This is a genomic window from Pedococcus sp. 5OH_020, from assembly GCF_027812955.1.
Classification (GTDB): domain Bacteria; phylum Actinomycetota; class Actinomycetes; order Actinomycetales; family Dermatophilaceae; genus Pedococcus.
Genome location: NZ_JAPYZV010000005.1, coordinates 252,696 through 275,069 on the forward strand (window position 1 = coordinate 252,696; position 22,374 = coordinate 275,069).

Consider the following 22,374-nt stretch of genomic DNA (forward strand, 5'->3'; position numbering starts at 1 on the left):
GGAGGTCCGTGATGCGCACCGTGCGAGTCGCGGGGCTGGTCACCAGGGGGATGCTGGCCGCAAGTCTGGCGGTGGTGCTGCTGTGGTGGACCATCCCGCGCGTCAGCGGGACGTCCTGGAGCGAGGTGGTAGCAGCCCTGGCCGGCGTGACGCTCTCGCAGCTGATGGTCCTTACCGCGCTCTGGGCTCTCGGTGTCGTCGCACACTCCATCGTGCTGACCGGTGCCATGCCGGGGCTCAGCCGCCGACGGGCCCTGACCCTGAACCTCACCGGCAGCGCGGTGGCCAACGTGGTGCCGATGGGCGGTCCACTGGCGGTGGCGACGAACCTCGCCATGACGCGCGTGTGGCACGTCCGCCGGTCGGCGTTCGCCGCCTACACCGTCGTGACGAACATCTGGGACGTCATCGGCAAGCTCGTGCTGCCGCTGGTCGCCCTGGTCTGTCTTCTCGTGGCGGGCGGGCTGAGCAGTCCCACACTCGTCGTCGGCGCCGAGCTCGCCGTCGTGGCGCTGGCGCTGGTCGTCTCGCTCGTCCTCGCCGCGCTGGTCAGCGACCGGGCGTCGTCGCTCGTGGCGAGAGGGGCGGGCACTGTGGCGCACCGGCTGCTCCCCAGCCGGTTCCGCGACGGTGAAGCCCTCGTGGCCGTGATCCTGCACACGCGCGCGGTGGCTCGCGACCTGATCGTTCGCGGGTGGCTGCAGCTCACCACCGGGATGAGCGCCTACCTGGTCCTGCAGGCCCTGCTCCTCGGCGGGTGCCTGCACGTCGCCGGTGCCGACCTGCCGTGGCCTGCCGTCCTGGCCGGTTTCGCCGTGGAGCGGCTGCTCACCGTGGTGGTGATCACTCCCGGTGGGACAGGCCTGGCCGAGGGCGGCGCTGTGGCCGTGCTCTGTGCCGTGGGCGGTGACCCTACGGCGGTGGCTGTGGGCGTGCTGCTCTACCGCGGCTTCATCTTCCTGCTCGAGATTCCGGTCGGGGGGCTGTGGCTGGGTGGGTGGGCCCTGACCCGGTGGTGCGCTCAGGCCCGCGCCACATGAGACTCCTCCACGTCACGGACACGTACTCCCCCACCGTCGGTGGCATCGAGGTACTCGTCTCCTCCCTGGCCCACCACCAGCGCGCAGCCGGCCACCAGGTCACCGTCCTGACCCGTGCCTCCCCGGGAGTCGCCGCCGACCCTGCGGGCAGCGAGCCTGCGTACCTCGACCCAGCCTTCCAGCAGGCTGAGCCGCGCGGGCGCACCGGCGCCGGCCCGACCGTCTGCCGCGACCCCCGCCGGCTCGCCGAGCTGGTGCGCTGGGCCGACTGCGTTCATGCGCACGTGTCGGCGATCTCGCCGCTGGCCCTGCGGGGCGCCGAGGTGGCCGCGCAGGCAGACGTCCCCGTCGTCGCCACCGTCCACTCCATGTGGGGAGCCGCGTGGCCCGTCGTCAGGGCGGTGGCGCTCGCTCGGCGGTGGCCGGACCTGCCGATCCAGTGGGCCGCGGTGAGCGAGGCCGCCGCCGGTGCAGTGCGTGCCGCGGTGACGCGGGGGCCGGTCCTCGTCCTGCCCAACGCCATCGACGTGGCCACCTGGGCTCCGCAGCCCCGCCTCGCACCCCTCGAAGGGATCACCGTCGTCGCAGTGCAGCGCATGGTGCGCCGCAAGCGGCCGCTGCGTCTGGTGTCCATCCTGCAACGGGCGCGGGCAGGGGTGCCGGACCACGTGAGGGTGCGGGTCGTCGTCGTCGGCGACGGCGAGCAGCTGGCGACGCTGCGCTCCCGGGTCCGCCGTGCGGGGATGGAGTCCTGGGTCCGGACGCCGGGGGCGCTGAGCCACGACGACCTCCGCTCGCTCTACCACGACGCCGACATCTTCGTCGCACCCGCCGCCGCCGAGTCCTTCGGCATCGCGGCGCTGGAGGCCCGTGCCAGCGGTCTGGTCGTCCTGGCGCGGGAGGGCACCGGAGTCGGCGACTTCGTCAGCCACGGACATACCGGCCTGCTGGCTCCTGACGACGCGCGGATGGCCGATCACCTGGCCCTCCTGTGCCGCGACCCCTTGCTGCTGGACCGGATGCGAACCGCCAGCCGTGCGGTCCGGCCGCCGTTCGACTGGTCCGACGTCCTGTGGCGCAACGAGGAGGCGTACGCGGTGGCGGCCGGTGCGCGGGTCCGCGCGGTGCCCGTCGTCACCGGGTCACAGCCGGCGTGACCCGCAGCCCTCGGCTCGCGTCTGCACGCCGATGGCGTGGCTAGCGCATGTTGCCGGTGTGGCCGAGGCTGAAGCGCCCTGGCTGCGGCCAGACGCACAGGCCGTGCGGCCCGGCATCCACCGCAATGGTGTGGGTGACCTTCCCGGTCCGGGTGTCGAAGACGTAGACCTTCTTGTCGTAGCGACCGGAGAGCCACAGCTCCTTCCCGTCCGCTGTGACGCCGCCCATGTCGGGCGAACCGCCGCCGGGAACGCGCCAGAGCGCCACCGGACGCAGAGTCCTGGCATCGAGGACGCTGACGGTGCCCGCGTCGCGGTTCGAGACGTACAGCCGGGTGGCGTCGCGAGACGGGTAGATGCCGTGCGCTCCGAGGCCCGTGTGGACGAAGCCGGTGCACCGCATCGTCCGCGCGTCGATCACCCACACACCGTTGCGGAGCATGTCTGCGACGACGAAGTGCCGCCCGTCGGGGGTCAGGCGCACGTCCTGCGGCATCGCGCTGGACCCGGGAAGCAGCTCGCTCTTCGGGCTGCCGGGCAGCTGCATGGCCTCGTGCGGAGAGGTGGCGCCCGGAGTGCTGACCTTGTTCAGGTCGATGACCTTGCGTACCGACCTGGCATCCCTGTCGGTCACGACGAGCTTCCCGTCGAACTCGCAGCTGGCCAGCAGGAACCGGAGGTCTGCGGTGTAGTCGGCGTGGTTCACGCCGTGACAGGGCACCCGCAGCGACCGCTGGAGCCGCATGGTGTGCGGGTCCCTCACGTCGATGCGCCGCAGGCGCTCCGCCATCACGAGCGCGTGTTTGCCGTCCGGGGTGAAGTACAGGTTGTACGGGTCGGCGACGGGCACCGGCCGTCCCGCCCGTCCGGTCCGCGGGTCCACCGGGGTCAAGGTGTTCGCACGGTCCGCGTTGACCCACAGGGTTCGCAGGTCCCAGGCCGGGACCACGTGCTGCGGCTCCCGGCCGGTGCGGAAACGCCCGACCACCGCATACGTCTTGGGGTCGATGAGCTGGACGGTGTCGTCGAGCGTGTTGGGGACGTACACCATGGACCGCGCCGACGATGCAACAGCGCTGAGGGCGCCTGGTGTCGCCGCGGCGTACACGTCGTTGGCGGCCGCCGTCGTGGGCCTCGAGATGCCGCTTGTCGTGGCCGTCGCAGTCGCACCCACCGACGAGACGCCAGCCGAGGCGGTCGGGCCCGTGGGGTCGGCCGAGCAGCCAGCCAGAGCCATGACGGCTCCGAGGACTCCCACGACCCGGCCGCGGCCGCGGCCGCGAGTGAGACTCTGCCCTTGGCGGGTCATCGCGGCGTCACCAGCTGCGACAGCGTCACTGGGACAAGCCCTCGCCTGCTCAGCCCGGCGAGGATCTCCGGAAGCGCCGCGACGGTCCCGGGATGTCCGAGGTGCAGGCTCACGATGGACCCGGGCCGGACCGCGGCGAGGGTCCGGTCGCGAACCGCTCCCGCTCCCGGGTCGAGGAAGTCCTCGGGGTCGACGTCGTACGACACGCAGCGCTGGTACCCGGCGGCCTTCGCGGCCGCCCGGATGGTGGAGGTGCTGTGCCGGGTCCCGGACGGCCGGAACCACCAGCCCGCCGTCCCGACGACGCTGCGCAGCGCCTCCGCTCCCTTGACCGCCTCGTGGACGGCCTGGGCGGCCGACAGCTCCTTCATCTGCTGATGGCTCCAGGTGTGGTTGCCCAGCTCGTGACCCGAGGCCAGGAGCTGGCGGCCGAGCGCGGGGACCGTCACGAGCCAGGAGCCTACGGCGAACACGGTGACGCGAGCGCCGGCCGCCGAACAGGTCTGCAGAACGTCCTGCGCGAGGTGTGCGGGACCCTGCCCGTGGAAGGTCAGAGCGACCGCTCTCACGGTGCGGGGGCCATGGGTGAGGTCCGGGCCTGCGACCTGCGCCAGAGTCGGTGGCCTCGTCGGTCGACCGGTCTCGGCTGGGCGCCCCGTCGTCGTGGCGGGCGGCCGGCGCCCCGTCGAGCGGGTGGGCGAGCTGGTGCGCGGGCCCGACGACGGCTCTCCCTCTGCGCCTACGCCCGAGGTGGTGCTGACGGGTGGCGCTCCCTGCTGCTTCGCGCCCGAGCAGCCATCCAGCGCGATGGCCGCCAGGCCGGCGGCGAGGACGGCCCGCCGCGCCGGGGCGCCCGGCGGTGGAGAGGTCACCGGACCACTCTGCTGGCCGCTGTCTGAGAGCCACCTGAGGGGCGGCACCCGTCCGGTCCGACGCTGCTGACACGGATCATGCTTCACCGTCGTCCCACAGCGCCAGGAGGGCCGCGACGCCCCCGGACGCCACCGCGCGACGCTGACGCTGGGCGCCGTCACCCCGCTCGAGGACCGCGTGCACGCCCGCGAGCACAGTCTCCGCCTCCGCCTCGGGGACAGCGGTGCAGGCCTGGGACGCCACCCCGAGCACGACCTCTCGCGCGGGTCTGAGCTCCGGCGCCTTCCAGGGCGAGCCGGCCAGGTCGACCAGCGCTCCGCCGAGCCCGTCGCGGGCCGCCTGCCACGACGCGGCGCGCAGCACCTCGTAGGGGGTGCGCGGCGCGGCCATGCCTGCCGCCCGGTCACGCATGGCCTTCATCACCATGGCGCGCACCAGACCCGCATGCGCGGACGCCGTGGCGGCGTCGACCGCCACGTCGGCCACCCGGACCTCGACCGTGGGGTACTGGTCGGAGAGCCGGACGTGCCAGTAGAGCATGGCCCTGTCCATGATGACCCGCGTGTCGAGGAGCGTCTGCACCCGTCGCTCGTAGTCCTCCGCGCCCGTGAAGAACGGCGGCGGTCCCTCCACCGGCCACCGCTGCCACTGAACCGCGCGCCAGCTCGCGAACCCGCTCTCCGCGCCGCGCCAGAACGGTGAGTTGGCCGAAAGGGCCAGCAGGACGTGTAGCTGGGGACGCAGCCGGTTGATGACGTCCACGCCGACGGCGCGGCTCGGCACCTCGACGTGGACGTGCATGCCGCAGATCAGCTGCTCGCTCAGGAGCGCGGGGGCCGCCTTGCGCATCGCGAGGTACCGGTCGGTGGGCGTGATCTGCGGATCCGGCTCGCCCCAGGGGGCGGCGCCGACGGCGGCCAGCACGGCTCCGTGCCTCCTGGCCGCGGCGCTCAGCCGCGCCCGTGAGCACCTCAGGTGTTCCTCGAGCTCGGCCAGGTCGTGACAGATGGGGCTGGCCGTCTCGACCTGGCAGCGCAGCACCTCCGCCTGGAACGTGGTGTCTTCGTCCCCCGCCTCTTCCCCGCGGGCAGCGCTGAGGACCTGGGCGGCGATCGGGACGGGCGCGGCGCTGCGCGGGTCGAGGAGGAAGAACTCCTCCTCGACGCCGACGGTGGGGAGGGCTCCCGATGTCGTGGGCGAGGCGCGCTTCGTCCACCGGTGCCCGAGGTGGCTCAACGTCATGGCGCTCCTGCCGTCCGGCCCGGGACACCGGTGCGGGTGCAGCCGGGGCCCGGGGTCGAGGGGACATTCCAGGGTATGGGAGGACCTCGGGTGCGTGGGCGCCCGTCAGCCTCGAGATACCCGTGGTCGCTTCGGCCAAACGCGACCGACCTGGACGCCCGGCACTGCCAGGGCAGTACACAATGAACCATGACCGACGACCCGGGCGGCGTCCCTCCCGCGGGACCCTGGCAGGAGGCGGAGCTGCTCCGTGGGCTCGACTATCTCGCCGAGCTGGCGTCCTCGATGGTGGACCGCGGCCCGAGCGACACCACCCCGCAGCGGGTCGTGGAGCTGGTCGTCCAGGCGGTCGACGGCTGTGACGTGGCCACCGTGTCGGCCCGCGAGGGGCAGCGAGAACCCCGGACCCCGGCCTTCACCGACGTCGTATGAGCGCCTCCCTCAACCTGTACTCCCACAGGCCGGGGGCTTTCGACCCGCAGGACGTGGGGATCGCGCACATGTACGCCGCGCAGGCCAGCATCGCGCTCGCCGCGGCGGACGAGGTCGACAACCTCCCAGCGGCGCTCAAGACCCGGCACACCATCGGTGTCGCGCAAGGCATCCTGAGGGCTCACTTGAGCCTCGAGGCAGACTCCGCGTTCGAGGTGCTCCGACGGTTCTCCCAGGACTACAACCTGAAGCTCCGCGACGTCGTCGACGACATAGTCTCCGGGACCTACGCACCGCTGCTCAGCCGCTGAGGCGCGAGGTCGCAGCAGCGAGCGCTGGTCGGTTACGCCCGCGGCTGGCCGGGTAGTCCCCGCTCATGCGAACCGGCCTCATGGAGCTCTCGGTCCCCCTCCTGTCCCGGGGGTACGACTTGTCGCGGCACGTGCGGGCCCGCCAGGTGCCTGGCGGGGACGAGGATGCCATCCCGGTGCGGATGATGGGGCGCCCAGCCGTCCTCGTGCGTGGCCCCGAGGCGGTGCGGCTGTTCACCGACACCTCCGCCGTGCGGCGGCGGGACGCGATGCCACCCTTCGTGGCCAACGTCCTGTTCGGTGAGGGTGCGGTCCACGGCCTCGACGACGCCACTCACCTACACCGCAAGGCGATGTTCGTCCAGGTGCTCGGGCCCCGCTCGGTCGTCGCCCTCGTCGACGAGGTCTCCGCGGAGTGGGCGCGCCGGGCGCAGACCTGGACCACCGAGCAGGAGGTGTCCGTCTACGACGAAGCCGTGACGGTCATCGGTCGGGCGGTGCTGGCCTGGGCGGGCGTGCAGGTCTCCGCCTCCGAGGCGGATCGGGTGGCTCGCCGGCTCGCCCTCATCGTCGACGGTTTCGGCGTCCCAGGCCCGGCGTACGTCCGAGCGCGGCGGGCGCGACACGAGAGCGACCAGTGGGCGGAGTCCACCGTGACGAACGCCCGGCAGGGGCGCCCCGCCGCGCCCCAGGGCTCCCCCTTGGACGTCGTGGCGTCCTGGACCGAGCAGGACGGGACGCCGCTGCACGTCCACACCGCGGCGGTGGAGCTGTTGAACCTGCTCCGGCCGACCGTCGCGGTCGCGCGCTTCGCGGCCTTCACCGCCCTGGCGCTGGCTCAGCATCCGTCGTGGCGGGACCGCCTTCGCGAGGAGCAGCACCACGTCGCCGGATCACGACCCGTACCGGGATCGGCGGCGTACGCCTTCGCCCACGAGGTGCGCCGGCTCGCCCCCTTCGTGCCGATGTTGGTCGGCATCGCGCGACGCGACCTGCGCTTCCGTGACACGGTGGTCCCGCGCGGCTCCCGGGTGGTGCTGGACGTCGTCGGGACGCTGCGGGACGGACGCTACTGGCCAGAGCCGCTCCGGTTCCGGCCGGACCGCTTCCTCGGTGCCCATGATGTGGAGCCAGATGCGCTCGTGCCCCAGGGTGGCGGCCTCGTGGCCGCCGGCCATCGTTGCCCTGGAGAGGACCCCGCCCTGGGCATCCTCGCGACGAGCGCCGGGTTCCTGGCCGCGCTGGACTGGACGGTGCCTGCCCAGGACCTGACGGTGAGCGAGCGGCGGATGCCCACCATGCCTCGCAGCGGCGTCCGCCTCAGGCTCTCGACGCCGGCGAGCAGGACCTTCCCGTCACCGGACGCTCCTGGCGCCGTGGCGCCGGAGGCGCCGGAAAGGGTGGCGCCGGAAAGGGTCCAGACGGCCGACGCCCCCCACCCGATGGCTTAGCGTGCCGGCTCTTCCGGCCTAGCCTGCCGGCTCCTCCGCGCTGCCCTTTCGGCGCCCCGCTCCCACGACGTTCGTCGCAGCCGGGAAGAGCAGCGTCGTCGCAGTCGGGAAGAGCCGGCAGAGGTGGCCTCCGGACCGCGGACGAGTCAGAGCGTCGGTCCTCCGCTGGAGATGGCCTGGACGAGGTCCCCGGCGGCCTCCTCCGGCAGCGCCTTCGACAGGTCTGCCAGGCTCAGCATCCCAACCAGGTCATGCCCGTCGATCACCGGGAGCCGGCGGACCTGGTACTGCGACATGGTGCGCAGGGCCTCCTGGAGCGAGTCGTCCGCCCCGATCGTCACCGGCTTGCCCTCGGCCAGGGACCCGGCGGTCGTGGACTGGGGGTCCTGCCCCGCGGCGACGACCTTCACGACGATGTCGCGGTCCGTGACCATACCCTTCAACCGGTTGTCCTCGCCGCAGATGGGCAGCGAGCCGACGCCGAGGTCCTTCATCTTCTGAGCCGCCGCCGCCACGGTCTCCTGTTCGCCGATGCACTCCGCACCGGCGGTCATCGCGTCTCGAACGGTGTCTGCCATGTCTCCTCCTGGCTGGTGAGTGGGTGGTACCTGCGGTATGTCGGTACCTACCCCGGTCACCCCTCGGCATGCGGACCACCGCTCAGCGGGACGCCGCCAGGGTCCGCCAAGGCTCAGGCAGTGACCGGAAGGCTCAGGCAGCCACCTGGACGGCCTGCCCCGAGCGGCCTTCGAGCAGGGCCTTGGAGTGCTCCACCTCGAGTGGCACGGGACGGCGGCGTGCCAGCGCCAGGGGCGAGCGGAGCGCTGCCTGCGCAAGGCCTGCCCGGCCCTCCGGCCCCTGACGTACGACGTCCCGCGTCACCTGCGCCACTGTCCGCCAGCGGCGGCGCATGAGCGCGGTCAGCACCCGGTTGCGGGCGGCGAGGGTCTCCCGGGCGCGACGGTGGCCCGCGTCGCGGTCCGGCGAAGGGTGGTGGTGCGCGACCACCGCCTCGACGTACGACAGGCCCCAGCCGAGTCCCGCCAGGTCCAGGGCGAGCCGTTCCTCCTCTCCCATGAAGAACACCACGGGGTCGAAGCCGCCCGCCTGCAGGAACGCCTTCCGGCGAACCACCGCAGCGCATGCGACGAAACCCAGGATCGACGGACCCGGGAGGTCCGGCGCCGTTCCCAGCGGGGACCGGGCCAGCTCCTGCGACACCGGGTCGAGACGCTCCTGCGGGCCTACGAGGGTGCGGCCGGCCAGCAGTCCCAGGCGAGGGTGGTCGCGGAACACCGTCGCAGCGAGGTCCAGGGCTTCGGGCGCCCACCACGAGTCGTCGTCGGCGAAGGCGACGAACGGCGTGGTGGCGCACTGCACCCCCACGTTGCGGGCCACGGCTCCGCGGTTGCGCCGCAGCTCGACGACCCGTACGTCGGGGAACTCGTCGCGAACCCGCTCCGGGGTCCCGTCGCTGGAGTGGTTGTCGACCAGGACGACCGGACCCTCGTGGTGACGCAGAGACTCACGCAGCTGGGGCCACCGGTCCCGGGTGGCCACCACGGTCGTCACCGCAGCGGCCGACTGCTGTCCGGGCGTGTTACCCATCGCGGAGCTCCGAACTCACCGGCTCCCAGTGCACGGCCTTGAGCTGGGTCAGCTCCCCGAGCAGGTCCGGCCCGTAGCCGCGCCCCTGGCCGCTGGCGCGCCGTGGGTCGGCAGAACCTCCGGGGGCCCCGCCGAAGACCGCGTTGACCTTGACGGTGCCGACGTCCAGCACCTCGACGGCCTCCATCGCATGCTGGGGGTCTGCGGTCAGGACGGTGGCGGCCAGCCCGTAGCGCCCGCTGTCCGCCTCCCACAGCGCCTCCTGCCAGCTCGGGACGCGCATGACGGGTGCGACCGGGCCGAAGGTCTCCTCGTCCATGACCGCCATCCCGGGCCTGCAGCCGGTCAGCACCGTCGGGGCGTACCACGCTCCCGGCAGGTCCAGCCGCCGAGCTCCCGTCAGGGCGGAGGCACCGGCCTCGAGGGCCGACTCGACCTGCTGCTCCACCACGTGTAGCTGGCGCTCGTCCACCAGCCGGCACAGCGTCGTCTCGGGTGCGCGAGGGTCCCCCGGGCGCAGCTCCTCTGCCACCCGGACCAGCTCTTCCAGCACCGCGTCCGCCACCGCCTCGTGCAGGTAGACCCTCTCGACCGAGGTGCACAGCTGTCCTGCGTTGGTGAAGGCGCCGATGGCGATCTGCTCGGCAGCCCACCGCGGATCCACCCCGGCGTCCACCAGGAGCGCGTCCTTGCCGCCGTTCTCGACGATCGCCTTGGCGCCCCTGGCCGCGCACTGCTGCCTGATCCACGCGCCCGTGGCGCTGCTACCGACATGCGCGACGACGTCGACGCGCGGGTCCTGCACGAGCAGGGCACCCACCGCGCCGTCTCCCGACAGCAGCTGCAGCACGCCGTCCGGCAGGCAGCCGGCGACCAGCCGCGCGAGCTGGAGCCCTGGCTCCAGGCTGCGCTCGGAGGGCTTGTGGACCACCGTGTTGCCGGTGACGAGCGCCGCAGCGAGCAAGCCCGCGGCAGCGGGGTAGGGGTCGTTCCAGGGGGTCAGCACAGCGACGACGCCGCGGGGCTCGGCTCTCACCCAGTCCAGCGCGCCGCTCCCGCCCGCAAGCGTCCGCCCGGTGGCACCCAGACCGGTGACGGCCGCCTCGTCGAGCAGCTCGGCGGCGACGAGGGCGGAGCCGCGCGCGTCGCGCAGCAGCTTGCCGGTGGTGTCGCACAGCGCGCCGGCGAGGTCGTCGGCGTGCGCGCGGACCTGTGCTGCCGCCTCGCGCAAGGCAGCGGCGCGGTCGCCCGGGGAGGTCCGGCGCCAGCCGCGCGCGGCATCGGCGGCGCCCTCGACGGCCGCCGCGACCTGCGCTGCGCCTGCCGCCTCGGCGGCGTCTGGTGCATCCGCGGCGTCAAGGGCAGGTGAAGGGACGGGGGTGTCCTGGGGCGTCAGGGTAGTGGTCACGCGTGCACCCTGCCCCAGGAACCGCTGGTCAAAACGTCCAGCCACGACCGTCGCCAGGGGCACGGAGAAGCGTTTCTCCGCAGGACCGAATAGAAGCGGTTCTCCCCGGGTAGTCAGGCGGCATGCGAGTTCTGGGAGTCAACGCGCTGTTTCACGACCCCTCCGCCGCCCTCGTGGTGGACGGTCGGATCGTCGCGGCCGCCGAGGAGGAACGGTTCAGCAGGCGCAAGCACGGCAAGCGCCCGGTGCCCTTCTCCGCGTGGGAGCTGCCCGAGCAGGCCATGAGGTGGTGCCTGGCCGAGGCCGGGCTCCGCCCACAGGATCTCGACGTCGTCGCCTACTCCTTCGACCCGTCACTCGCCAAACCTGCCGAGGACATGGGCCTGGACGACCCCTGGGACCACCTGCGGCGGGTGTACGCCGAGTCCGCCCCGGGCTTCCTGTGCACCGCGCTGCCGGGGCTCGACCGGGACCGGGTGCGGTTCGTCCCGCACCACGTCGCCCACGCCGCGTCCGCCGCGCTGGCGACCCCCGTGACCGGGCCCGGGCGCAGCACGAGCGTGCTCGTCCTCGACGGGCGAGGCGAACAGGCGTCGCACCTGGCCGGCCGGTACCACGACGGCCGCCTGGACACGCTTGCGGCGCAGGCTCTGCCGCACTCCCTGGGCCTGCTCTACGAGTCGCTCACCGACCACCTCGGGTTCCTGCGGTCCAGTGACGAGTTCAAGGTCATGGCGCTGGCGTCCTACGGCAAGCCCGTCCACGCGGAGCAGCTGCGCGGCATGATCCGAGCCACGGGCGACGGCGGGTTCACCGCACCGGTGCCCGACTGGACGGCCTTCGCGCCGCGACGTCACGGCGGCGAGACCGACTGGCCGCCGCTGTACGCCGACCTCGCCTGCTCGGTGCAGGTGGTGCTCGAGGAGGTGCTGGTCAACCTGGCGCGATGGCTGCACGACCAGACCGGAGACCGGGTGCTCACGATGGCCGGGGGCACCGCGCTCAACTGCGTGGCGAACAGCCGGATCTGGCGGGAGACGCCCTTCGAGGAGGTCTGGGTCCAGCCCGCCGCCGGTGACGCCGGGACGTCCCTCGGCGCGGCCCTGCAGGCAACGCTGGAGGGCGACGCCGGCCTGGGTGACGACGGCCGTCTGCCCGAGCCCATGACGACCGCCGCGCTGGGACGGCAGTGGAGTGACGACGACCTGGCCGCGTGGCTGCACTCCGCCGCCGTACCGTTCACGACGCCGGAGGACCTCGCCGGCGAGGCGGCGGACATTCTCGCCGGCGACGGGGTGCTGGCCTGGTTCGACGGCCGCAGCGAGTTCGGCCCGCGCGCACTCGGTCACCGGTCCCTGATGGCGCACCCGGGGCGCGCGTCGAACCTCGAGCGGCTCAACGACGTCAAGGGCCGCGAGCAGTTTCGCCCCGTCGCGCCGATGGTGCTAGCGGACCGGGCGGCCGAGATCTTCGGGGACGGCCCGCTCCCAAGCCCGTACATGCTGTTCGTCCACTCGGTCTCACCGCAGTGGCGCGACCGCATCCCCGCAGTCGTGCACGTGGACGGCACCGCACGCATCCAGACCATCGACGACGAGACCACCCCACACGTCGCGGCCCTCCTGCGGGCCTTCGAGGAGCGCACGGGACTCCCCGTGGTGGTCAACACGAGCCTCAACACGGCGGGGCGGCCCATGGTCGACGACCCCCGCGACGCGCTGGAGCTCTTCGGATCGGCCCCCGTGGACGCGATGGTGGTGGGTCCTCATCTCGTGCGCCGGTCGGCGCTCTTCGGCGGTGGTCGGTGAGCGCCCCGACCCGCCCGGAGGACACCTATGCCGTCGTCGTGCCGAGCCTCGCGCGGCCGAGCCTGGAGGTGATGCTCCGCTCGCTGGCCGGCCAGGACGGGCCGCTGCCCGAGGAGGTCGTCGTCGTCGACGACCGCCCGAACCCCGAGCCCGCTGCGGCCGTGCCGGAGACGCTGCTCGAGCGGTTGCCGGTGCGGGTCGTCCAGGGACTGGGGCGGGGGCCGGCGGCAGCCCGGAACCTCGGATGGCACGTGGTGAAGGCGCCATGGGTGGTCTTTCTGGACGACGACATCGTCCTGCCACCGACCTGGGCCGACGAGCTGGCCGGCGACCTCCGTGTGGCCGGACCCACGGTGGCCGGGAGCTCCGGGCGCATCGTCGTACCCCTTCCGGCCGAGCGCCCGCCGACCGACTGGGAACGCTCCACAGCCGGTCTGCAGGACGCCCGCTGGGCCACCGCCGACATGGCCTACCGGCGCCAGGCCCTGCAGGACGTCCACGGTTTCGACGAGCGGTTCCCGCGGGCCTACCGGGAGGACGCTGACCTTGCCCTGCGCGTCAGGAGGGCAGGCTGGACCCTGGTACGGGGCTCGAGAAGCATCCGCCACCCTGTACGGCCGGCAAGCGCCGGCGTCAGCCTGGCGGTGCAGCGGGGAAACTCCGACGACGCGCTGATGCGCCGGCTGCACGGGCCGCACTGGCGGCTGCTGGCAGAGACCGGCCGGGGGCGCCTGCCCTGGCACGTCGCCACCCTGGCCGCGGCTGCGGCTGGAGTCTCGGGACTCGCGGCCTCGGAAGCCTCGCTGGCCCGGCGACGCTCGGGTTCCCTACGCCGCACAGGGTATGCCGGGATCCTGGGCTGGCTGGTACTCACCGCTGACTTCACCTGGCGACGTACCAAGGCCGGTCCCCGTGACCGGAGCGAGCTCACGCGCATGCTCTGGACGAGCGCCGCCATCCCGCCGGCGGCCGTCTGGCACCGGCTTCGCGGATGGTGGCGCCACCGGGGGGCCCCGCCGTGGCCCCCAGCGCCCAGAGCCGTGCTCTTCGACCGTGACGGGACCCTGGTCCACGACGTGCCGTACAACGGTGAGCCGGCGAGGGTACGGCCGGTCGCCGGTGCGGCGGACTCGGTGCGCAGGCTGCGTGCCCACGGGTTGCGGCTGGGGGTCGTCAGCAACCAGTCGGGGGTGGCCCGGGGTCTGCTCACGGCCTCGCAGGTCGCGGAGGTCAACGCCGAGGTCCAGGCCCAGGTCGGCGTCTTCGACACCTGGCAGGTCTGCGTCCACGGCCCGGCCGACGACTGCGACTGCCGCAAGCCACGCCCGGGCATGATCCACGCCGCGGCGCGAGAGCTGCGGCTGCGGCCGCAGGACTGCGTGGTCGTCGGTGACATCGAGGCGGACGTCCTGGCCGCCCGCGCGGCCGGGGCCCGTTCGGTCCTCGTGCCCACCGGGGCGACGCGAGCAGAGGAGGTGGCGGCGGCGCCCCATGTGGCAGCCGACCTCACCGAAGCGGTCGACCTGATCCTGGGGTGGACCCGTGGCTAGGCCGCCGGGAGGGACCACCACCGGTGCACAGACCTCCGCACCGACCGCCAGGCGGGGCAGGACCCTGGCGGTGCGGCTCGACAGCGACGGCGACGTCCTGCTGACCGGGCCTGCCCTGCGCGCCCTGGCTGCGGGAAGCGACGGCGTCGACCTCCTGGTCTCGCCCGCTGGTGTCGCCGCGGCCCGACTGCTCCCCGGCGTCCGAGACGTGCTGGTCTTCGACGCGCCGTGGAGCGGGCACACGCCTCCTCCCGTGGACGCCGTCGCCCTCGGCGGGCTCGTGCAGACCCTCGCGGACCGGCGCTACGCCGACGCGGTGATCTTCACGTCGTACCACCAGAGCCCCTTGCCCATGGCCCTCCTCGCACGGATGGCGGGGGTGCCTCGCGTCAGCGCGATGAGCGAGGACTACCCGGGCTCTCTGCTGGACCTTCGGGAGCGTCGTCTTCCTCAGGGCGACGATGACGGCGGTCCCGGGGGCGGCCACGAGGTCCTGGCGGCCCTGCGGCTCGCCGAACGCGCCGGTTTCCCCCGCCCGCAGCACGACGACGGACGGCTGAGGGTGCACGTCCCCTCCGCAGATCCGGACCTGCGACTACCCGGCCCGTACGTGGTCCTGCATCCGGTGGCCAGCGTGCCGAGCCGCTCGATCGACCCCCGGCATGCCGCGGAGATCGCGCATGCGCTCTCGCGGGAGGGCTGGCGGGTGGTGCTCACCGGCACCGCTGACCAGCGGGCGGAGACCCGCGCGATCTCCGGTCCGGGGGTGCGCGACCTGGTGGGCCGCACCACCTTCGGCCAGCTCGCCCGGGTCCTGGCCGACGCTGCGTGCGTCGTGGTGGGCAACACGGGGCCGGCGCATCTGGCGGCGGCCGTGGGCACACCGGTGGTGAGCCTCTTCTCCCCCGTCGTCCCCGTCGAGCGCTGGGGTCCCTGGGGGGTGCCCGCGCTCGTCCTGGGCGACCAGCAGGCCGCCTGTCGCGGCACGCGGGCGCGGGAGTGCCCGCTGCCGGGTCATCCCTGCCTCGGCACCGTGACGGCGGGAGAGGTGGTGGGTGCGGTGCGCCAGCTCGCCGGGACACCGGGGGGCTCAGGCAGCACGCAGGCCACGGGCCTTCCCGCACGGGTGGCGGGAGGTGTCCGGTGAAGGTCCTGCTCTGGCATGTGCACGGCTCCTGGACGACCAGCTTCGTCTCCGGCTCCCACGAGTACGTGCTGCCCGTCGTCGCGGACCGCGGGCCGGACGGACGTGGGCGGGCGCGGACGTGGGACTGGCCTGCGGCGGCCCGTGAGGTGCCTCTGGAGCGCCTGGGCGAGGAGGAGATCGACGTCGTGGTGCTGCAGCGGCCTCACGAGGCCCAGCTGCTTGCGCGGCATACCGGGCTTCGCGCGGGCCAGGACGTCCCCGCGGTGTACCTGGAGCACAACGCCCCCACCGAGCACGCCGTCCGGAGTGTGCACCCTGTGGTGCAGGACAGCGCGCTGGCGGGGCTGCCGGTCGTGCACGTCACTCGGTTCAACGCCATGGCCTGGGACTGCGGTGAGGCGCGCACCGTGGTGGTCGACCACGGCATCCCCGACCCGGGCCCTCTGTACACCGGCGACGACCCGAGCGTCGCCGTGGTCGTCAACGAGCCGGTCCGACGCTGGCGGGTGGCCGGGACGGACCTCGTCCTGGACCTTGCGCGGCACGCGCCGCTGCACGTCTACGGCATGGGCACCGACCAGCTGGCCGAGGTGGCCGCGGAGCACGGAGCCCCGTCGCTGGTGGGAGCGGTCCACGACCTGCCGCAGCACGAGCTGCACGGCGCCATGGCGCGGCACCGCTGCTACTTCCACCCCTACCGCTGGACCAGCCTGGGCCTCTCGCTCCTGGAGGCCATGACGCTCGGGATGCCGGTGCTCGCCCTTTCCACCACCGAGGCGCCGGCGGCCGTCCCGGCGGAGGCCGGTGTGGTGAGCAACGACCTCGACCTGCTGCGTCGCACCGCGCTGCGGTGGCTGGCCGACCCCCAAGAAGCGCGAGACCGTGGCCTCGCCGGCCGCGCCCATGCCCTCGCCCACTACGGGCTCGAGAGGTTCCTGACCGACTGGGACCTCATCCTGAAGGAGGTAGCACGATGAAGATCGCGATGATCTCCGAGCACGCCAGCCCGCTCGCGGCGCTGGGCGGAGTGGACGCCGGCGGGCAGAACGTGCACGTCGACGCCCTCGCCCGCGGCCTCGCTCGGCGGGGCCACCAGGTCGAGGTCTACACACGCCATGAGTCCGCGGACCAGCCCGAGCGGGTCACGCTCGAGCCAGGAGCCACGGTCGTCCACGTCCCGGTGGGACCCGCGCATCCAGTACCCAAGGACGAGCTGCTCCCCCTGATGGACGACTTCGGCCGGTGGGTCGAGGCGGACTGGGAGCGCCACGGCGACCCGGCCGTCGTCCATGCCCACTTCTGGATGTCGGGCCTCGCCGCCCTGCAGGCCGGCCGCGCCCGCGGGGTGGCGGTGGTCCAGACGTTCCACGCGCTCGGCAGCGTCAAGCGCCGGTTCCAGGGAGCGGCAGACACCAGCCCGCGGCAGCGGCTGCACCTCGAGCGCACCATCGCCCGGGACGTCGACCTGGTAGTCGCGACGTGCGCCGACGAGGTGGCAGAGCTGGAGCACATGCAGGTCGCCACGCGGCACGTCCGCGTGATCCCCTGTGGCGTCGACACGGCGCACTTCACGCCCGACGGCGCCGCGTCCCCGCACGCCCGGACCCGCCTGCTGCTGGTCGGCAGGATGGTGGAGCGCAAGGGCTTCGACGTCGCCATCAGGGCTCTGGCGGAGCTGCCTGGCACCGTGGAGCTCGTCATCGCCGGCGGTCCCCCTGCCGACCTCCTCGACGAGGACCCCGAGGCGCGGCGGCTCCGCGCCGTGGCCCGCGAGGCGGGGGTCGAGGACCGGGTGCTCATGACGGGGCAGCTCGACCACGCCCAGATGCCGGCGGTCTACCGGTCCGCGGACATCGTGCTCGCCACACCCTGGTACGAGCCCTTCGGCATCACGCCCCTGGAAGCCGCCGCCTCCGGCCGCCCCGTGGTCGGCAGTGCGGTCGGTGGCCTGCTCGACTCGGTCGTCGACGGGGAGACCGGCCGGCTGGTGCGGCCCAAGGACCCCCAGGCCCTGGCCGACGGCATCCGGGAGCTCCTGGCTGACCCTGCCCTGGCACGCCAATGGGGCCGCAGCGCGCGGGCGCGCGCCGTCGCGCGGTACGACTGGTCGGTCGTCACCGCGCAGACCGAACGCGCGCTCGTGGAGGCGGTGTCGAGAGCCGGCAGCCAGCCCCAGCCCAGCCTGGACCGGACGAGGAGCTGGCTGGAGGCGCACGCGCGCGAGTTCCAGGACGGGATGCAGAGCCTGCTCGCCCAGCACGCGCTGGTCCGCCAGTGGGGGGAGCAGCTCGCGACCTGCCTGGTGGGAGGCGCCAAGCTGCTCGCCGCGGGGAACGGTGGAAGCGCGGCCGAGGCGCAGCACCTCACCGCCGAGCTGGTCGGGCGCTTCTGCGGGGAGCGGCGACCGCTCTCGGCGCTTTCCCTGTGCGCCGAGACCTCCAGCCTGACCGCGATCCTCAACGACTACGGAGCCGAGGAGATCTTCGCGCGTCAGGTCGAGGCGCACGGGCGGCCGGGCGACATCCTGGTGCTGCTCTCCACGAGTGGGACCAGCGGCAACGTGGTGCACGCAGCCAAGCGCGGCCACGAGCTGGGTCTGCAGGTGTGGGCCCTGACCGGGCCGGCACCCAACCCCCTGGCCGCGCTCGCCGACGAGGCTCTGACGATCACCGCCGGCTCGACCGCTGCGGTGCAGGAGGTGCACCTGGCGGCCGTCCACGCGATCTGTGCGGCCATGGATGCCACCCTGCAGGCCCGAGGTGAGCTGCTGTCGCCGAGCGCCCGGGAGGCGAGCGCGTGAGCCGCCGAGGCAGGGTCGTCGTCGTCGGCGACGTGGTGGTGGACCGCGACCTCGTGGGTCGGGTGGAGCGCCTCTGCCCGGATGCGCCCGTGCCGGTCGTCGACGTGGACTCCGAGTCGGCCGGTCCAGGCGGGGCGGGGCTGAGCGCGCTGCTGTGCGTGCAGCCCGGCGTCGAGGTCACCCTCGTCGCGCCGTTCGCGGACGACGCGCCCGCCCGGCTGCTGCGGGACGCGTTCGAGCAGGCCGGCGTGCGCGTGCTGGGCCTGGCTCAGGACGGCGCAACCCGGTGCAAGACCCGGGTCCGCAGCGGCGGGCAGTCGCTGCTGCGCGTCGACGAGGGCGGCCCCGCGCGCCCTCTCGGCCCTCTCCCGGCCGAGGCGGTGAGGGCGCTGGAGTCGGCCGACGTAGTACTCGTCTCCTGTTACGGCGCGGGTATGTCGGCTCACGAGCAGCTTCGCGAGGTGCTCACCGCCCGCGCGGGCCACCACCCGGTCGTCTGGGACCCCCACCCCCGCGGTCCCCGCCCCATCCCTGGGTGCGCCCTCGTCACGCCGAACCTCGACGAGGCCAGGGCCGCGGCCGGTCTGCCGACCGCGCCGCCCGACGAGGTCGCCCGCGAGCTGGTCCGGCTGTGGTCGGCGAAGGCGGTCTGCGTGACCACCGGAGCCACCGGGGCCTGGCTCGCCACGACCGCCGGAGAGCCGGTGTATGCGCCCACCACGGCCGTGGACGGCGATGTCTGCGGGGCCGGCGACGCCTTCGTCGCGGCGGCCGTCACCGCCCTCGCAGGCGCCAGCACGACGAGTGAGGCCGTCAGCGCCGCCGTACTTCAGGCCCGTGGCTGGGTCCAGGCCGGTGGCACGTCAGGTTTCCGAGAGCGCCGCGCCCGGCACGACGACCGCACGCCGGTCTCCCACCCTGACGGGTCCGCTGCGGGTTCCGCTGGTCGCTCGACAGGCCGTTCCGCTGCGTTCTCCCGTGCCGCGTCCGCCGGCGCTGGACAGCCGGAGTCCGCCATGGACCTCGTACGACGCGTCCGGGCGGAGGGAGGAACTGTAGTGGCGACCGGTGGCTGCTACGACATCCTGCACGCCGGCCACGTCTCGTGCCTGGAGGCAGCCCGCCGCCTCGGGGACGCCCTGGTCGTGCTCATCAACTCCGACGACAGCGTCCGACGGCTCAAGGGCGAGGGGCGCCCGGCGCAGCCGGCGGAGGACCGTGCCACCGTTCTACGCGGACTGGCCTGCGTCGATGCCGTCGTGGTGTTCGACGAGGACAGCCCGGCGGAGGCTCTGGACGCACTGCGCCCCGACCTCTGGGTGAAGGGCGGCGACTACGAGGGAGCGGACCTTCCCGAGGCCGCGCAGGTCCGCAGCTGGGGCGGCAGGGTCGTCCTGGTCCCCTACCTGTCAGGCCATTCGACGACGGCCATCCTGGCCGCCGCACCGTGAGCGAGGAGACAGCATGAGTGAGCAGCGTGACCTGGGAGTCGTCTACATCACGGGAGGTTCCAGTGGCCTGGGGGCGGCGCTCGTCGCGGCCGTCGAGAAGGCCGGCGGAGTCCCCGCGGTTATCGACCGGGTCGCCCCGGAGGACGCCACCATCGCCCACGCCGTGGCGGACCTGGCGGACACCGAGGCGGCACACCAGGCCGTCGCGGAGCTGGTGTCGACCGTCGGACCACCCCAGGCTGTCGTGACCGCGGCCGGCACGGACGCCTGCGGCCCGCTCGCCGAGATCGACGCGCAGACGTGGGAACGCGTTGTCCGCGTCAACCTCTTCGGCACGGCCGCCGTCATCCGGGCCTGCCTGCCGCACCTCGAGCGCACTCGGGGCACCGTCGTGACGGTGGCCTCCACGCTGGGCCTTCGGCCGGCAGGTGACGCCACGGCATACTGCGCCTCGAAGTTCGGCGTGGTCGGGTTCACGCGCGCCCTGGCCATGGAGCTCGCCGGCCGGGTCGGCGTCACCCTCCTTGTCCCGGGAGGGATGCGGACGCACTTCTTCGACGGTCGCACGGAGCAGTACCGGCCTGGGCCCGACGCGCAGCTGAGCGACCCGGCGGACGTCGCCCACGCGGTGCTCTCGGCGCTCCAGATGCCCGTGGGCTGCGAGGTCCGTGAGCTGGTGGTGGCCACCTCCACCGAGCCCTCCTGGCCGTGAGCACCCCGGCGGGCACCGTCCTCGCGCTGCGCGCGCTGGGCCTGGGGGACGCACTCACCGGCGTGCCCGCGTTGCGCGGGCTACGCCGGGCGTTCCCCCGGGCCCGCCTGGTGCTGGCCGGCCCGGCGACCCTCTCCACGTGGCTGCGAGACCTCGGCGTCGTGGACGCGGTGCTACCCACCGAGGGGCTGACGGCCCTCGCCTGGACCGGCCCACCGCCGGACGTCGCCGTCAACCTGCACGGGCGAGGTCCGCAGAGCCACAACCTCTTGCGCGCCCTGCGCCCAGGGCGGCTCATCGCCTTCAGGCCACCCGAGGCCTCCCCCGCGGACGGTCCGCCGTGGCCCGAGAACGACCACGAGGTCGAACGCTGGTGTGCGTTGGCCCGCTGGGCTGGTGGATGGTGTGACGCCGAGGACCTCCGCCTACCCCCGCTGCCGCGCGCCCCGCATGTCGTCGTCCATCCCGGTGCTGCGTCGCCCTCGCGGCGCTGGGCAGCCGAGCGGTGGGCCGCCGTCGTCGCCGCGCTCGCAGCAGACGGTCACGACGTGGTCGTGACCGGCACGCCCTCGGAAGCCGAGCTCTGCGCGCAGGTGGCCGCTGCGGACCCCCGGGCCGTCGACGGCTGCGGTCGCTACGACGTGGCGGCCCTCGCGCAGCTCGTGGGCTCCGCCGCACTGGCGCTCTGCGGGGACACCGGGGTCGCGCACCTCGCCACCGCCTACGGGACGCCGTCGGTGCTGCTCTTCGGGCCGACCCCTGCGAGGACCTGGGGGCCGCTGGTCGACCCGCAGCTGCACAAGGTGCTGTGGCACCCGCGACCGGGAGACCCGCCCGGGGACCCGCACGGCGCCACGACGGACGTCCGGCTGGCCCGAACCACGGTATCCGAGGTCCTGGCCGCCGCATCCGAGCTACTGGCCAGCCTGCTGGACCCAGTCGTCAGCCGGCCTCGAGCTCCACTCCCCTGAACCACTCGACCGTGTGGGCCAGGCCCTGCTCCCAGGGGACGACCGGCTCCCACCCGAGCAGCCGACGGGCGAGGGTGGTGTCGGGTCGGCGGACCTTCGGGTCGTCGGTCGGCAGGTCGACGAGCTTGATCTCCGAGTCCGACCTGGTGGCGGCCAGGACGTCCTCGGCGATACGAAGGACTGACATCTCCTGGGGGTTGCCGATGTTCACCGGACCCGGATGGCCGGACTCCGCGAACGCCACGACGCCCGTGACGAGGTCGTCGACATAGCAGACGGAGCGGGTCTGCGAGCCGTCGCCGGCCACGGTGAGCGGCTGGTTGAGCAGCGCCTGGCGGATGAACGTCGGGATGGCGCGACCGTCGTACGGCCGCATGCGCGGCCCGTAGGTGTTGAAGATGCGGACGATGCCCGCGTCGACGCCCTCGCTGGTGCGGTACGCCGTCACCAGCGCCTCCCCGTACCGCTTGCCCTCGTCGTAGACCCCTCGCGGACCGATCGGGTTCACGTGCCCCCAGTAGTCCTCCGGCTGGGGGTGCACCTGGGGGTCGCCGTACACCTCGGAGGTGGACGCGAGCACCAGCCGGGCGCCCTTCTCCTTCGCCAGACCCAGGGCGTGCCAGGTGCCGACCGCACCCACCTTGAGCGTGTCGATGGGCAGCTTGAGGTAGTCGACCGGCGAGGCCGGCGAGGCGAAGTGCAGGACCAGGTCGACCTTGCCGGGCACGTGCACGAAGTTCGTCACGTCACAGTGCACGAGCCGGAAACCTGGATGTGCCATGAGGTGCGCGACGTTGTCGGCACTACCCGTGACGAAGTTGTCCAGGCAGAGCACCTCCGACCCGTTCTCCAGCAGCCTCTGGCACAGGTGGCTTCCCAGGAACCCTGCGCCACCGGTCACGACAACGCGCACGACATCCTCCTCGCAAACCTCGGTCGGCGGTGGTCTACCCGAAGTCGAGTGCGGCAAAACGGCCGTGGCAGATGCGAGCGCCCCCGCTCTCGATGAGAACGGGGGCGCCGGGTCGGTCAGCGCAGTCCGGTGGGCCGGCTGTTTGACCCGTCGACGGCTGAACGTCGCGTTCAGTCTGCCCGCCGAACGTA

The 22,374-nt window shown here is 73.4% G+C and carries 20 protein-coding genes and 1 pseudogene; 14 read left to right on the top strand and 7 right to left on the bottom strand.

Going from position 1 to position 22,374, the window contains the following annotated elements:
* Positions 1 to 11: 11 nt before the first annotated feature.
* Positions 12 to 1,040 (top strand): lysylphosphatidylglycerol synthase transmembrane domain-containing protein, encoded by a 1,029-nt coding sequence (locus PHA84_RS11115; protein ID WP_270888169.1) that lies wholly within the window; start codon positions 12 to 14, stop codon positions 1,038 to 1,040.
* Complete coding sequence (locus PHA84_RS11120) at positions 1,037 to 2,197, top strand: glycosyltransferase family 4 protein (protein WP_270888170.1); 1,161 nt, start codon at positions 1,037 to 1,039, stop codon at positions 2,195 to 2,197. Before PHA84_RS11115 ends, PHA84_RS11120 begins: the two co-directional genes overlap by 4 nt.
* Positions 2,198 to 2,237: 40 nt before the next feature.
* Here PHA84_RS11120 and PHA84_RS11125 read toward each other — a convergent pair whose 3' ends face one another.
* The 3 genes from PHA84_RS11125 to PHA84_RS11135 all read right to left on the bottom strand — a co-directional run bounded on the left by PHA84_RS11125 (position 2,238) and on the right by PHA84_RS11135 (position 5,621).
* On the bottom strand, positions 2,238 to 3,506 hold the full coding sequence (locus PHA84_RS11125; RefSeq protein WP_270888171.1) for a YncE family protein: 1,269 nt from the start codon (positions 3,504 to 3,506) through the stop codon (positions 2,238 to 2,240).
* A complete protein-coding gene (locus tag PHA84_RS11130; protein WP_270888172.1) occupies positions 3,503 to 4,378 on the bottom strand; it encodes a polysaccharide deacetylase family protein in 876 nt (291 codons plus the stop codon). Before PHA84_RS11130 ends, PHA84_RS11125 begins: the two co-directional genes overlap by 4 nt.
* A gap of 76 nt (positions 4,379 to 4,454) precedes the next feature.
* On the bottom strand, positions 4,455 to 5,621 hold the full coding sequence (locus tag PHA84_RS11135) for a carboxylate-amine ligase (RefSeq protein ID WP_270888173.1): 1,167 nt from the start codon (positions 5,619 to 5,621) through the stop codon (positions 4,455 to 4,457).
* A gap of 189 nt (positions 5,622 to 5,810) precedes the next feature.
* On the opposite strand from PHA84_RS11135, the gene PHA84_RS11140 reads away from it, so the two are divergent.
* From PHA84_RS11140 to PHA84_RS11150, 3 genes are all read left to right on the top strand, one after another.
* The gene (locus PHA84_RS11140) at positions 5,811 to 6,053 is read left to right on the top strand and encodes a hypothetical protein (RefSeq protein WP_270888174.1); all 243 of its coding nucleotides are present in this window, start codon (positions 5,811 to 5,813) and stop codon (positions 6,051 to 6,053) included.
* Positions 6,050 to 6,364, top strand: a complete 315-nt coding sequence (locus PHA84_RS11145) for an ANTAR domain-containing protein (RefSeq protein ID WP_270888175.1) — start codon at positions 6,050 to 6,052, stop codon at positions 6,362 to 6,364. The genes PHA84_RS11140 and PHA84_RS11145 overlap by 4 nt, the downstream gene beginning before the upstream one ends.
* 65 nt (positions 6,365 to 6,429) lie before the next feature.
* The gene (locus PHA84_RS11150) at positions 6,430 to 7,815 is read left to right on the top strand and encodes a cytochrome P450 (RefSeq protein ID WP_270888176.1); all 1,386 of its coding nucleotides are present in this window, start codon (positions 6,430 to 6,432) and stop codon (positions 7,813 to 7,815) included.
* A 146-nt stretch (positions 7,816 to 7,961) separates the two neighbouring features.
* On the opposite strand, the gene PHA84_RS11155 is transcribed toward PHA84_RS11150, so the two are convergent.
* From PHA84_RS11155 to PHA84_RS11165, 3 genes are all read right to left on the bottom strand, one after another.
* Positions 7,962 to 8,393: a CBS domain-containing protein gene (locus PHA84_RS11155; RefSeq protein ID WP_270888177.1), complete on the bottom strand. Its 432-nt coding sequence runs from the start codon at positions 8,391 to 8,393 to the stop codon at positions 7,962 to 7,964.
* Positions 8,394 to 8,526: 133 nt separating this feature from the next.
* Positions 8,527 to 9,423 carry a glycosyltransferase family 2 protein gene (locus PHA84_RS11160; protein WP_270888178.1) on the bottom strand — a complete coding sequence of 299 codons (897 nt, stop codon included), beginning with the start codon at positions 9,421 to 9,423 and terminating at the stop codon, positions 8,527 to 8,529.
* A complete protein-coding gene (locus PHA84_RS11165) occupies positions 9,416 to 10,831 on the bottom strand; it encodes an aldehyde dehydrogenase family protein (RefSeq protein ID WP_270888179.1) in 1,416 nt (471 codons plus the stop codon). Before PHA84_RS11165 ends, PHA84_RS11160 begins: the two co-directional genes overlap by 8 nt.
* A 122-nt stretch (positions 10,832 to 10,953) precedes the next feature.
* Here PHA84_RS11165 and PHA84_RS11170 point away from each other — a divergent pair, with 122 nt between their 5' ends.
* The 9 genes and pseudogenes from PHA84_RS11170 (at position 10,954) to PHA84_RS11210 (ending at position 21,270) form a co-directional block, all read left to right on the top strand.
* Positions 10,954 to 12,639, top strand: coding sequence for a carbamoyltransferase family protein (locus PHA84_RS11170; RefSeq protein ID WP_270888180.1), 1,686 nt, complete (start codon positions 10,954 to 10,956; stop codon positions 12,637 to 12,639).
* Positions 12,636 to 14,189 (top strand): HAD-IIIA family hydrolase, encoded by a 1,554-nt coding sequence (locus PHA84_RS20700; RefSeq protein WP_333742289.1) that lies wholly within the window; start codon positions 12,636 to 12,638, stop codon positions 14,187 to 14,189. Before PHA84_RS11170 ends, PHA84_RS20700 begins: the two co-directional genes overlap by 4 nt.
* Before the next feature lie 70 nt (positions 14,190 to 14,259).
* Positions 14,260 to 15,336, top strand: a complete 1,077-nt coding sequence (locus PHA84_RS11185) for a glycosyltransferase family 9 protein (RefSeq protein ID WP_270888181.1) — start codon at positions 14,260 to 14,262, stop codon at positions 15,334 to 15,336.
* Complete coding sequence (locus PHA84_RS11190; RefSeq protein WP_270888182.1) at positions 15,333 to 16,313, top strand: glycosyltransferase; 981 nt, start codon at positions 15,333 to 15,335, stop codon at positions 16,311 to 16,313. Before PHA84_RS11185 ends, PHA84_RS11190 begins: the two co-directional genes overlap by 4 nt.
* Positions 16,310 to 17,515 (top strand): annotated as a pseudogene (locus PHA84_RS11195) (glycosyltransferase); the annotation flags it as partial. The gene PHA84_RS11190 and the pseudogene PHA84_RS11195, both read left to right, overlap by 4 nt.
* 57 nt (positions 17,516 to 17,572) lie before the next feature.
* Positions 17,573 to 18,136 (top strand): D-sedoheptulose-7-phosphate isomerase, encoded by a 564-nt coding sequence (locus tag PHA84_RS20785; protein WP_442952880.1) that lies wholly within the window; start codon positions 17,573 to 17,575, stop codon positions 18,134 to 18,136.
* A complete protein-coding gene (locus PHA84_RS11200; protein WP_270888184.1) occupies positions 18,133 to 19,587 on the top strand; it encodes a PfkB family carbohydrate kinase in 1,455 nt (484 codons plus the stop codon). Before PHA84_RS20785 ends, PHA84_RS11200 begins: the two co-directional genes overlap by 4 nt.
* A gap of 13 nt (positions 19,588 to 19,600) precedes the next feature.
* On the top strand, positions 19,601 to 20,299 hold the full coding sequence (locus tag PHA84_RS11205; RefSeq protein WP_270888185.1) for an SDR family oxidoreductase: 699 nt from the start codon (positions 19,601 to 19,603) through the stop codon (positions 20,297 to 20,299).
* Complete coding sequence (locus PHA84_RS11210; RefSeq protein ID WP_270888186.1) at positions 20,296 to 21,270, top strand: glycosyltransferase family 9 protein; 975 nt, start codon at positions 20,296 to 20,298, stop codon at positions 21,268 to 21,270. Before PHA84_RS11205 ends, PHA84_RS11210 begins: the two co-directional genes overlap by 4 nt.
* Here PHA84_RS11210 and PHA84_RS11215 read toward each other — a convergent pair.
* On the bottom strand, positions 21,242 to 22,183 hold the full coding sequence (locus PHA84_RS11215) for a UDP-glucuronic acid decarboxylase family protein (protein WP_270888187.1): 942 nt from the start codon (positions 22,181 to 22,183) through the stop codon (positions 21,242 to 21,244). The two genes, PHA84_RS11210 and PHA84_RS11215, sit on opposite strands and share 29 nt — an antisense overlap.
* Positions 22,184 to 22,374: the final 191 nt, after the last annotated feature.